The sequence below is a fragment of the Shewanella sp. POL2 genome, from assembly GCF_000282755.1.
GTDB lineage: Bacteria > Pseudomonadota > Gammaproteobacteria > Enterobacterales > Shewanellaceae > Shewanella > Shewanella xiamenensis.
Map to the genome: position 1 here is coordinate 1 of NZ_AKZL01000107.1, position 13,372 is coordinate 13,372.

Below are 13,372 nucleotides of genomic sequence, written 5' to 3' on the forward strand. Positions count from 1 at the left end.
AAAACAACGTGGATGCCTAGTTTGCCAGCAAAGCAGCCTGAAATCAGCCATGCCTTGCAGGCCTTTGAAGCGGTTGGCGCCAGCGCCGAATACTTAAGCCTGGATGTTAACGATCCTGCCGCCATTGCCAGCACTATTGCGCCTATCAGCGCCCTATCGCCCATCACGGGGATTATCCACGGCGCGGGCGTACTTGCCGATAAACATATTCAAGACAAAACCTTAAGCGAACTTGAACGCGTTTATGGCACTAAGGTGACCGGACTTAACAATCTGCTGTCGGCACTGGATCTTAGCCAGTTAACGCTTATCGCCCTGTTCTCTTCGGCGGCGGGTTTTTACGGCAATACCGGCCAGAGCGACTACGCCATGTCTAACGACATTCTCAACAAGGCTGCACTGCAACTCGCGCAGCAATTGCCACAAGCCAAGGTGATGAGCTTTGACTGGGGTCCTTGGGATGGCGGCATGGTCAATCCAGCACTGAAGAAAATGTTTATCGACCGTGGAGTTTATGTCATTCCACTCAAAGCGGGTGCCGAGTTATTTGCCAGCCAATTATTGAGTGATACAGGGGCGCAGCTGTTGATCGGAACCGATATGCAGGGCAATACCGCTAATACTGTTGAAGCTGCATCAGCAAAAAAGCCTGAAGCGGATCTAACCACGGCGTTAGATCCGCAGCCTATGGCCCAAACGGTGTCGCAGAGTATTCGCGTCATGCGCAGCCTCGACCCTAAACGCATGAGCTTTATTGAGGATCATTGCATCAACGGTCATGCGGTGTTGCCAACGGTATGCGCCATCGATTGGATGCGTGAGGCCGCCAAGGCCCATTTAGGTAAGGCGGTGAGTGTCAGCGATTATCGACTACTCAAGGGAATTATCTTCGATGAGGCGCTGCTTGCCCGCGATGCGCCTATTGAGCTCGAACTAATGCTCACGCCGCTTGCCGACGCTATACAGCAATCGACTGAGGCGTTAACCGCGTTGATAAGCTTTGAAGGTCGCCCGCAGTATCAGGCGGTGTTAGTGGCGCAGACGGATGATATGCCAGACGCGCAGCGTTTCGAGGTTGGCGAGTTGCATTCTCTAATGCAGGAGATAACGCAGCAACCCGCTATCGCGAACCGAGAATCGCTTTACAGCGATGGCACACTGTTCCATGGCCCAAGACTGCAAGGCATAAGCGAAGTACTCGCCTTTGATGACCAACAGCTTATCGCTAAGGTAGCACTGCCAGCGGTGGACTTAGATGACTGTGGCGAGTTTGCGCCCAATCTTGAGGATAAAGGCACACAACCCTTTGCCGAAGATCTGTTATTGCAGGCCATGCTCGTGTGGGCGCGCCTTAAATATCAAGCGGCAAGCTTACCCAGTACCATTGGCGAGTTTGTGTCCTATTCGCCCTTAGGTTTTGGCGAGAAGGCGGTATTAGTGCTGGATGTACTCAAGCATTCATCCCGTTCACTTGAAGCCAATATTGCGCTTTATCATCAAGATGGCCGATTAAGCTGCGAGATGAAACGGGCCAAGGTTACGGTCAGTAAGACGCTCAACCAAGCGTTTTTGGCCAATAAACCTCAGCAACAAACGCAAGAGCAGGCAGTCGCCCAAAGCTCGGCCGAGGTAAGTGTTAAGTGACACTCGACCCAAGCGCGCATGCCGCATTAAGCAATGCGGCATTAAACAGTCCGTATCCCAATGCCAAGCCACTGCGAATAGCCGTATGGCTTGGTGATGGCTGGATGCAGAGTGTGCTTAGCCATGCACCAACCGATGTCAGTAAGCTGCAGCAGTTGATGGCTTGTCGAATTCAGCTCGATGTTGAAGATAAATCACTGATTAATAAGCCATCTGATGAGCCAACACTGGTCGCCTTGCTCACAGAGCAACTCGACCATATTGCGCAAAAACAGCTCGTTGAAATTCGCTTTGAATATCAGCAGCAAGCACGTAGCCTGTATCTGCTCGATGGGCTGATGGCAGCGCAGTTACACCTGCATGCCGAGGCTTATATTTCAGCATTAGCGCAAATCCAAGCTGAAACAGCCGAAGAAACAAATACTATCAATACAAATATCGTCGAGCGCTGCTTAAACAGCGCTTTTATCTTGGCGAAACGCGATTGTGCTCAGGCGGTTAATAGTTACGCGCAGGCAGGCAATCTTGCCAGTCAGTTGAATGTATTATCTCAAGCGGTTGAGGCGTTAAGTCATCGCAGCCTCAAAGGCATTGAACCAATGCTTGATGCGACTGATGCAGCGCAACTGGCAGAACTACTCGCTGAACAACACGCTGAACTGCGCGCTGAAAAGCCCGTAAAAAACGTGCAGAACGGTTATTGGTTTACTAAGCCTCATCAGGCAAGGGTGTTAAGCCTAAATCTCTTGAGTAATCCCTTGGAGAAGCCCACTCAAGCGAGCACCGCCCAAAGCCTTATCTTAACCCAAGGCACTCGGCTTATCGCTCAGCCGTTGCTCAATGCCAACAGACTGTTTATTCCCATTAGCGGCAATACGCTTGAGTCTTTAACAGTACAGTTATCACAACTGATTGATTCATTAGATTTATCGGCAAGCTTTCCCGATACGGATTGGCTTAGCAGCCAAGGCTGTGATTGGTTTAAGCGCTATCAAGCAAGGGATGAATTAGCCTTAGTGCTGATGGCTGGCTCAGTTGAAGAGCTTATGCAAGAAGCCAAGGCGATGCGCGCTTATATTGAAAAGACGCAACAGGCTCCTGCGCCAGCTCCAGCCCAAACGCCTGCGTCAACGCCATCGGCCAATCTAGCCTTTAAGACCCCTGCGGGCAGTTATTTTACGCCAACGCCCCTCGGCGATACAGGCTTAACCTTTGTCTACCCCGGCGTCGGCACGGTTTACCCGAATATGTTCAGCGACTTACATGGCTATTTCCCTGAGCTTTATCGCGAGCTTGAACGCGAAGGGGATTTAGCCGCCATGCTGCAGGCCGAGGCGATTTACCAAAGCGCTGCTTATGCCAAAAGTGCCGTTGATGTAAAAAATGCAGTTGGTGTAAAAGATGCGGCAGACATGAGCTTAAGCCAGCTTGCGATTAGCGGCGTTGGTGCCAGTTACCTATTTAGTCGGCTGTTGACTCGAGTCTTTAATATCCAACCGCAACTCGCTCTGGGCTATTCCATGGGTGAAGCGGCCATGTGGGCAAGTTTAGATATCTGGCAAACGCCACAGGCTCTGATTAACGCGACTCAAAACAGCGCCATCTTCAATCAGGAGATTTCAGGCCCACTGCTTGCGGTGCGCCGTGATTGGCGGTTGAGTGAAGATGCTCCGCTAGTGTGGAACAGCTTTTTAGTGCGAGCCTCTCGCGCCGAAATTAATACCCTGCTGACTGATTTTCCAAGGGTATATCTGGCGATTGAACAGGGTGATACCTGTATTCTCGCGGGCTGCGAAGCAAGCTGCTTACAACTCCTTAAAAGGCTGAATAAGCGTGGCATTGCCAGCAATAAAGTCACCGCCATGCATACCCCGCCCTCGCAGTCACAGCACAGTGCTATCCAAGGGTTTTATACCTTGGGCTTAAAGGCGAATGCCTGCGAGACTCAGGTGCGTTTTATTAGCGCGGTGCAGCAAAGCGATGTCAGCATCGATAGCCAAAGCATTGCCAAGAGTATTGCCGACACCTTTTGTGCGCCGCTGAATTTTACCGCGCTGATTAACGCCGCGTATCACCAAGGTGCGCGCTTATTTGTTGAGGTGGGCGCCGATCGGCAAACCAGCACACTTATCGATAAAATCGGCCGCCAACTAGAGTTGGGCGCCGATGGAGCTCAAGAACAAGTATTAGCCATGGCATGTAATGCCAAGGGCAGCGATACGATCACCAGTTTACTCAAATGCTTAGCTCAACTTATCAGCCATAGAGTGCCACTTTCCCTTGCGCCGCTTATGCCTCAATCGGCTGCTCAGTCAGCCACTCCCGTTGCGGATAAGATTGCAGATAAGGCTACAGCGAAAACGATAGCGCCACATTCAACCAGCGCCAGCGCATTAGGCCATTATTCAAACGTATTCCAAGAAGGAGAACCCCTTTGAGTTCTCAAATGCATGCTCACCCGACTCAGCAAAACAGCACAGCAGTGCCAAACGACCAGCGCCAAAGCTCAAGGGCGATGCCAAAGATTGCCATCGTCGGCCTTGCCGTTCAGTATCCCGATGCCGACACACCGGAGCAGTTTTGGCAAAATCTGCTGGATAAAAAAGATTCTCGCAGCCAAATCGATGCGGTCAAACTCAATGCCAATCCAGCGGATTACCAAGGTGTTCAAGGTCAAGCCGACCGTTTTTATTGCGACAAGGGCGGCTATATCCGCAATTTTCGTTTTGACCCACAGGGTTATCAGTTGCCGCCAGCGGCCTTTGAAGGGCTCGATGAAAGCTTTTTATGGGCATTAGATTGCAGTAAAAAAGCCCTGCTGGATGCGGGCGTGGATTTAACGGCACCATTACTTGAGCGCACAGGGATTGTAATGGGCACGCTGTCGTTCCCGACCGCAAGCTCCAATGAATTGTTTTTACCGATTTACCATCAAGCGGTTGAAAAGGCATTAAAAACCAAGCTTAATCAACCCGAATTTGCCCTCGCGCCCTTCGCCAATGCGTCGATGGCGGGCACGCAACAAGCCGCCAATGGTGCCATTGCCCACACTGCGTCTAAATTGTTAAGTGATGCCCTCGGCCTTGGCGGCGCACAGCTCAGTCTCGATGCCGCCTGCGCCAGCTCTGTCTATGCCCTCAAATTAGCCTGCGATTATTTAACCACGGGCAAAGCCGATATGATGCTCGCGGGCGCCGTATCGGGCGCCGATCCCTTCTTTATCAACATGGGATTCTCGATTTTCCACGCCTATCCAGACCATGGGATTTCGGCGCCTTTCGATAGCAATAGCAAAGGCTTATTCGCAGGTGAAGGCGCTGGCGTATTAGTGCTTAAGCGTTTAGAGGATGCCGAGCGCGATGGCGATAATATTTATGCCGTGGTCAGTGGTATTGGCTTATCGAACGATGGCAAGGGCCAATTTGTCTTAAGCCCCAACAGTAAGGGCCAAGTGCAAGCCTTCGAGCGTGCCTATGCCGCCGCCAACACCCACCCGAGCAATATCGAAGTGATTGAATGCCATGCCACCGGCACGCCGCTGGGGGATAAGGTTGAGCTCACCTCGATGGAGCGTTTTTTCGAAGATAAACTCGGCGGCACTAAGGCGCCGCTGATAGGTTCGGCCAAATCCAACCTTGGGCATTTGCTCACCGCCGCCGGCATGCCTGGGATCATGAAAATGATCTTCGCCATGCGCTCAGGCCATCTACCGCCAAGTATCAATTTAACGGCGCCGATTTCATCACCTAAGGGGCTGTTTAGCGGTAATAATCTTCCCACACAGCGTCAGGCTTGGCCCGATAAAGCGGGCAACGATCGTCGCCATGCGGGGGTGTCTGTATTTGGCTTTGGTGGCTGTAATGCCCATCTGTTGTTGGAGTCCTATCAACCGACAGCGCACAGAGCCGAGAAGCAAGCCAACAAACCAGTTTATCAGCAGCAAGCATTAACCGTTATCGGCTTGGCGTCGCACTTTGGGCCTTTGGCCTCCATCAATGCGCTGGATAAGGCGCTATTAAACCAAACGGATGCCTTTATCCCGCTGCCCGCTAAGCGATGGAAAGGCTTAGATAAACACCCCGATATCCTTAACCAGTTTGGCCTAAATCGCGCGCCCAAAGGCGCCTATATCGAGCAGTTTGATTTTGATTTTCTGCGCTTTAAAGTGCCGCCCAATGAGGATGATAGGCTCATCTCCCAGCAGTTGTTGCTGATCAAAGTCGCCGATGAGGCGATTCGCGATGCCAAGTTAACCGCGGGCAGCAAGGTCGCCGTGTTAGTGGCGATGGAAACCGAGCTTGAGCTGCACCAATTCCGTGGCCGCGTGAATTTGCACACCCAACTTGCAGATAGCTTAACGCGACAAGGCGTTCACCTCTCCAATGATGAATACCTTGCCCTCGAAGCCATCGCCATGGACAGCGTGCTCGATGCCGCCAAGCTCAATCAATACACCAGCTTTATTGGCAATATTATGGCGTCGCGCATCGCCTCGCTGTGGGACTTTAACGGCCCAGCGTTTACCATTTCAGCCGCCGAGCAATCGGTCGCTCGCTGTATCGATGTGGCGCAAAACCTGCTGTCCCAAGAGGCCCTCGATGGCGTAGTGATTGCCGCCGTGGATTTAAGCGGCAGTATTGAACAGGTTATATTGAAAAACGCTCAAATCGCCGTTGATCTCGATGCCGACAGCGCAAATCCACAATGGAAGGTGGGTGAAGGCGCGGGCGCTATCGTGCTTACCAGCCAGCAAGCGAGCAACAGTCAACAAGCGAGTAACAGTCAACAAGCGAGTAACAGTTCTCAAAAGGGCTACGGCCAAATTCGTGGTCAAGCATTTGGCACAAACCATCAGCTGCCCAAGCTGCTTGATTCGCTGATAACCGAAACGGCTATCGCCAATCCTTCAGTACCCGCTGCCATCCATATGGTTGAGCAATGTATTGCCCCAGAAGAGCAACAGCCAGCGGAGCGGCTATTAACGCAGCTTAATCTTATGGGCACGCCATGCAATCGAGTCGCCAATACCCTTGGGCATAACTTTGCCGCTGCGGGTATGGCCAGTCTTCTGAGTGCCCTGTTAAGCCTAAAGAACGAGTCTGCGGGTTCGGATAAAAACGCCGAAAAACAGGCATTAGTGTCTACCCAAAGCCAAGGAGTCAGCTCGCTGCTACTGTTAAGCCAAACGGCAACGCAGGCGGCGCAACTAGAACTGCGCCTTGAGCAGGATTTAACCTTAAGTGAGCAAAAACATTTAATCAAACCCGTGACGCTCGGTGGCCGCGATATCTATCAACATATTGTGGATACGCCGCTGCCCGCACTTGCCGCCATCCAAGGCAAAATGCGCCAGTTGCAGCCTGTAGCACCACAGGCAACACAAACTAAGCCCAGAGTACAAGCTGCACTTGATACCACGGCTGAAAACGCCACCCCATTTGCCACACCATTAGCAGTAGAGAGCGGTATGTCATCTAACGCACCACACCAATATTCGGCGGCACCCTTGGCGCAGGATAGGGCGTCGCAGGATAGCGCGGCACTTTTGCAAAACCAGCAACTGATGCAAAACCAGCAATTGGCCCGCGAGGCGCACTTAGCCTTTTTACAGAGCCGTGAGCAAGGGCTCAAACTGGCCGATGCGCTGTTAAAAGCGCAATTGTCCCAGACGACACAAATGGGGTCTGTTGCCCCCCATGTTACCACCAGCGCCAATGCCGCTGCGGCGCAGCACGCTGTACCCGTCCCAGAACTAAAACCTGATCACGCGAATGTCGTTCCCTATACGCCACCTATTCCAGCAGCTAAGCCCTGTATTTGGAACTATCAGGATCTGGTGGAATATGCCGAGGGCGACATTGCCAAGGTCTTTGGTGCCGATTACGCCATCATCGACAGCTACGCACGCCGCGTGCGCCTGCCAACCTCGGATTATCTGTTGGTCTCGCGGGTGACTAAGCTCAACGCACAAATGAACCGCTATCAGCCAAGCACTATGACCACAGAGTACGATATTCCCTTGGATGCGCCCTTCTTGGTCGATGGCCAAATTCCTTGGGCGGTGGCGGTCGAATCGGGTCAGTGCGACTTAATGCTGATCAGCTACTTAGGTATCGATTTTGAAAACAAAGGCGAGCGCGTCTATCGCCTGCTCGACTGCACCCTCACCTTCCTTGGGGATCTGCCCCGCGGCGGTGATACCCTGCGCTACGATATCTCCATCAACCACTTTGCCCGCAATGGCGATACCCTGCTGTTTTTCTTCTCCTACGAATGCTTCGTGGGCGATAAGCTGATCCTCAAGATGGATGGCGGCTGCGCGGGATTCTTTACCGATAAAGAACTGGCCGATGGCAAAGGGGTGATCCGCACCGAGGCCGAAATTAAGCTGCGCGAGCAAGCACAAATTGCACTGGCCAATGAATATGCCCGAAACGGCAATAAACCACGCTTCACACCACTACTTAACTGCGCGCAAACGGCCTTTAGCTACGGCCAAATCCACCGTCTACTGAGCGCCGACATTGGTGGCTGTTTCGGCGGTGAACATGCGGCCCATCAGGCAAAGTTTGGTCTCCAGCCTTCACTGTGCTTCGCCTCGGAAAAATTCCTGATGATCGAGCAAGTCAGCAAGCTCGAAGTGCATGGCGGCGCTTGGGGCTTAGGCTTGATTGAAGGTCACAAGCAATTAGCCCCCGACCATTGGTATTTCCCCTGCCATTTTAAGGGCGACCAAGTGATGGCAGGCTCCCTCATGGCCGAAGGTTGTGGTCAGTTACTGCAATTCTTTATGCTGCATATTGGTATGCACGCTAATACACAAGCAGGTGGCGTCACAAACGGTCGTTTCCAACCCCTTGAAAACGCATCGCAAAAAGTGCGCTGCCGCGGTCAGGTATTGCCGCAATTTGGCACCCTCACCTATCGCATGGAAGTTACCGAAATTGGCATGAGCCCTCGCCCCTATGCCAAGGCGAATATCGATATTCTGCTCAATGGCAAAGTGGTGGTGGATTTCCAAAACCTCGGGGTGATGATTAAAGAAGAAGCGGATTGCACCCGCTATTCGCAAAGCCATTCTTCACTGGGCAGATCTTCGCAAAGCAGTTCTTCACAGAGTAATGATGCCCAAGCAGCAAATATCGACAACCAAGCGGAACAAGCGCCGCTGATGGCACAAATCCCGGATATGGCAGCTCCCGTAAATAAAGGCGTTGTGCCGCTTAAGCATGTAAGTGCGCCGATTGCGCCAGCAGGCTCTAAGTACGCCAACCGCGTGCCCGACACCCTGCCGTTTACGCCCTACCATTTGTTTGAGTTTGCCACCGGCGATATTGAAAACTGCTTCGGCCCCGATTTTAGTATTTACCGTGGCTTAATCCCGCCGCGCACGCCCTGCGGCGATCTGCAACTCACCACCCGAGTGGTGGCCATTGAGGGCAAACGTGGCGAGCTGAAGAAGCCATCCTCCTGTATTGCCGAGTATGAAGTGCCCAGCAACGCGTGGTATTACGCTAAAAACAGCCATCATGCCGTGATGCCCTATTCTGTGCTGATGGAAATATCATTGCAGCCCAATGGCTTTATCTCGGGTTATATGGGCACGACCTTGGGCTTCCCGGGACAGGAGTTATTCTTCCGCAACCTCGACGGCAGTGGCAAGTTACTGCGCGAAGTGGATTTACGCGGTAAGACCATAGTCAACGATTCGCGACTGCTGTCCACCGTGATTGCTGGCAGCAATATCATTCAAAACTTTAGTTTCGAACTGAGCTGCGATGGCTCGCCTTTCTACCGTGGTAATGCGGTTTTCGGTTACTTTAAGGCCGATGCGCTTAAAAACCAGTTGGGTATCGACAATGGTAAAATTACCCAAGCCTGGCACATTGAGCGCGGTATCAAAGCCGACAGCCAAATCAATCTGTTAGATAAAAATGGCCGCTGCTTTGTGGCGCCGCAGGGCAAGCCATACTACCGCCTCGCGGGTGGGCAGCTGAACTTTATCGACAAGGCTGAGATTGTAAAAACTGGCGGTAAGAAGGGACAGGGATACTTGTACGCCGAGCGCACCATTGACCCGAGCGATTGGTTCTTCCAGTTCCATTTCCATCAGGACCCTGTAATGCCAGGCTCCCTCGGCGTCGAGGCGATTATCGAATTACTGCAAACCTATGCCATAGACCAAGACCTTGGCGCAGGCTTCAATAATCCGAAATTTGGCCAAATTCTGTCAGAAATTAAATGGAAGTATCGCGGTCAAATTAATCCATTAAACAAACAGATGTCGCTGGATGTGCATATCACCAGCATTGAAGATAAAGACGGTAAACGCATCATCAAGGGCGATGCCAACCTGAGTAAGGATGGCCTGCGCATTTATGAGGTGACCGATATTGCTATCTGCATCGAAGAGGCATAGCGCGAGCGACTACATTGCAGCATTAACAACAGTTTCCTTAAGAACAATTGGCTTAATAACAGTTAACTTAAGTACAGCAGACAGCCGCAGTGCAAGGGAATAACCCCTCTGCGGCAAACAAATTCAGGCCCCAAACACCCAAAAGTGAATAGCCCAAATGACGAATACCACACTCGATAATAATAAGCTCAGTCCTTGGCCATGGCAGGTTGATGAAGCCGCCATCAGTTTCGATATCGATTCTCTTGGCAAAAAACTTAAAGATCTCAACCAAGCCTGTTACTTAGTCAATCATGCCGAGAAAGGCCTAGGCATTGCCCAAAGCGCCGAGGTGGTCGGTCTTGCTGAACCACAGTCCAGCAATGATTTACACAAAAGCAATGGTTTGCATCCTGTGAGTGCCTTCGCCCCCGCCCTTGGCACCCAAAGCTTGGGCGACAGTAATTTTCGCCGCGTGCATGGGGTAAAATACGCCTACTACGCGGGCGCCATGGCTAACGGTATCGCCTCGGAAGAGTTAGTTATCGCCTTAGGTCAGGCGGGCATTCTGTGCTCCTTTGGCGCGGCGGGGTTAATTCCATCGCGCGTTGAAGCCGCGATTAAACGCATTCAAGCAGCATTGCCCAATGGCCCCTACGCCTTTAACCTCATTCATAGCCCGAGCGAGCCAGCGCTTGAGCGTGGCAGTGTCGAACTCTTCCTTAAACATCAAGTGCGTACGGTTGAAGCCTCGGCCTTCTTGGGCTTAACACCGCAAATCGTCTATTACCGCGCCGCGGGCCTGAGTCGCGATGCCAACGGCGAGATTGTGATTGGCAACAAAGTGATTGCTAAAATCAGCCGTACCGAGGTGGCGACCAAGTTTATGGAGCCCGCCCCCGTTAAGATGCTGCAACAATTAGTGAACGAAGGGCTTATCAGCGAAGATCAAATGCTAATGGCGCAATCTGTGCCCATGGCCGATGACATTACCGCCGAAGCCGACTCTGGCGGCCATACCGACAATCGCCCTCTGGTCACGCTATTGCCGACCATTTTGGCGCTCAAAGATACCATTCAAGCCAAGTACCAATACAAAACGCCTATCCGTGTGGGCGCTGGTGGTGGTATCGGCACGCCAGATGCGGCGCTGGCGACCTTCAATATGGGCGCGGCCTATATTGTCACTGGCTCAATCAACCAAGCCTGTGTTGAAGCAGGTGCCAGCGAACATACCCGTAAGTTACTCGCCACCACCGAAATGGCCGATGTGACTATGGCGCCCGCCGCCGATATGTTCGAAATGGGCGTTAAGTTACAAGTAGTTAAGCGCGGCACCCTATTCCCGATGCGCGCCAATAAACTCTACGAGATTTACACCCGCTACGACTCGATTGAGGCGATTCCGCCAGAGGAAAGACAAAAGCTTGAAGAGCAAGTGTTTCGCGCCTCATTAGATGAGATTTGGGCTGGCACTGTGGCGCACTTTAATGAACGCGATCCTAAGCAAATTGAACGCGCGCTGGATAATCCAAAACGCAAAATGGCGCTGATTTTCCGTTGGTATTTGGGTCTTTCAAGCCGTTGGTCAAACACGGGCGAAGTTGGCCGCGAAATGGATTACCAGATTTGGGCAGGCCCCGCCCTCGGCGCCTTTAATGCCTGGGCTAAAGGCAGTTATTTAGATGATTACCGCGAGCGCAACGCGGTCGATTTGACTAAACATTTAATGCAAGGCGCGGCCTATCAAGCACGGATTAACCTGTTGTTATCCCAAGGAGTAAGCATTCCAGTCAGCCTGCAACGCTGGAAACCACTGCAACGCTGCTAATTCGCTTTGCTAAACCTTATCGAGCGGGTTAAGTGAACACTTAACCCGCTTTTTTACATTCATTTTTTGGGTTAAGAGCCATTTTTCATCCAGCTTCCGCTCGGCATTGTTGCTGTCAATCAAATCATTCTAAAAAAAACATCGGAGTTCCGTTTTCGCTCTGCATTGTCACTTCAGTGGCACGCCGTAAACCCATCCCTGGGGGCTCAACGGAAAAATCCCTTTTTCCGATGGCCCACTCTGTCACAGAACGTAGCGCGACAATGCTCACCTGCAACTGGCCTGTAAAATTACAGTTTATCGATTTTTAATATGCCATTTTTAAAGTTAGGCAAATAGAGAATGGAAACACACTGGCCATTTCGAATAAATGATTCGTGGTTTTTATTTGAAAAAAAGTAACTTGCAGTAACGTAGTCATTGTATGCAAAGCGTACACCCGATACCGAAAATGATTCCTCTCTGCTAGCGCTTTGGTTGACTTGATGATCCTTTATACATCCAGAAATCAACTGTGTTTTATTTTCCAAAACGGATTGTTGAACTTGGTAAATGTCGAGATATGTAGAAAGAGTCGCGAAAAAACCGATTAGGATAAAGCTAAAACTCAGCACAAAAATAGTGCTTGGTCTTAAGTTAACGGTTTCCGAAAGGTGTTTTATGAAAGGCGTATATTTATAAGCAACAATAAATATAACAGCTGCAATGACAAAGCCAATTAGGCTAACGGGATCTGAACTGAAAGCTTCTATTTCGCTTACGAAGTAGGAGTTGCTTGAAGGAACTAACATATTATGAATGTGTGACTCCACGGTTCTAATAACATTGGTTTTGCAAAAAAATTAACTCTCACTTTTAAATCAACAACATAATGCCATTTCGACGTACCATCAAGCCATTATGCTGTTTCTCACAATATTCTCACTGCAACTCTTACCGAATCGCAGGTAAAAATTGCCTATCTCGCTTATATCAGCCATTACTCCTGCCAACACACCAATTAAAAATAACGTTAATAATCAGAATTTTAATCAACATCTTCAAAGTTGGCATTAAGCTCGCTATATCTCCTTTGTGAGTTTATTGCGGGATTGAGTTATAGCGGGATGTAAAGACGAAACCTCATTCAACTAACTCCACTAGCTCACTCGACGTAAACATGCAGAGTGAGAGAAGACAGAAAAACCGAAATAAGACAAAGGAGGCGGCTATGTTAGGTTGGACCTTAATGTTTCTGGTTGTGGCCATTATCGCCGGACTGTTTGGATTTACGGGGATCGCTGGCGCCGCAGCGGGGATCGCAAAGATTATTTTCTTCCTATTTATTGTATTACTTGTGATTTCCCTGCTGGTCAATGCCCTTAAGGGCAAGGCACCACGCGCTTAAATTGGATAAAAGGAGAATCAATATGAAACCTATGACCATAATTACCACTGCATTTTTAGCCTTATTATTAACCTTTGGATTGTCAGCCTGTAGCGACAACCACGACGAGGAT

General features: G+C 50.8%; 6 protein-coding genes. 5 read left to right on the forward strand and 1 reads right to left on the reverse strand.

All coding sequences use genetic code 11. The features are described 5' to 3' along the window. From SHEWPOL2_RS19510 to pfaD, 4 genes are all read left to right on the forward strand, one after another. Positions 1 to 1,644 (forward strand): SDR family NAD(P)-dependent oxidoreductase (locus SHEWPOL2_RS19510; protein ID WP_157173881.1); only part of this gene is annotated, 1,644 nt, incomplete at its 5' end. Continuing rightward, entirely contained in the window at positions 1,641 to 4,082 is a 2,442-nt protein-coding gene (locus SHEWPOL2_RS19515) for a PfaB family protein (RefSeq protein WP_037430874.1), read from the forward strand. The genes SHEWPOL2_RS19510 and SHEWPOL2_RS19515, both read left to right, overlap by 4 nt. Before the next feature lie 8 nt (positions 4,083 to 4,090). After that, positions 4,091 to 10,063 carry a beta-ketoacyl synthase N-terminal-like domain-containing protein gene (locus SHEWPOL2_RS19520; protein WP_181382076.1) on the forward strand — a complete coding sequence of 1,991 codons (5,973 nt, stop codon included), beginning with the start codon at positions 4,091 to 4,093 and terminating at the stop codon, positions 10,061 to 10,063. Positions 10,064 to 10,220: 157 nt separating this feature from the next. Next, positions 10,221 to 11,873 carry an eicosapentaenoate synthase subunit PfaD gene (pfaD, locus tag SHEWPOL2_RS19525; RefSeq protein ID WP_037430878.1) on the forward strand — a complete coding sequence of 551 codons (1,653 nt, stop codon included), beginning with the start codon at positions 10,221 to 10,223 and terminating at the stop codon, positions 11,871 to 11,873. 290 nt (positions 11,874 to 12,163) lie between these two features. Here pfaD and SHEWPOL2_RS19530 read toward each other — a convergent pair whose 3' ends face one another. Further along, on the reverse strand, positions 12,164 to 12,664 hold the full coding sequence (locus SHEWPOL2_RS19530) for a hypothetical protein (RefSeq protein WP_037430880.1): 501 nt from the start codon (positions 12,662 to 12,664) through the stop codon (positions 12,164 to 12,166). 419 nt (positions 12,665 to 13,083) lie between these two features. Here SHEWPOL2_RS19530 and SHEWPOL2_RS22565 point away from each other — a divergent pair, with 419 nt between their 5' ends. Continuing rightward, positions 13,084 to 13,260: a DUF1328 domain-containing protein gene (locus SHEWPOL2_RS22565; RefSeq protein WP_011626732.1), complete on the forward strand. Its 177-nt coding sequence runs from the start codon at positions 13,084 to 13,086 to the stop codon at positions 13,258 to 13,260. Positions 13,261 to 13,372: the final 112 nt, after the last annotated feature.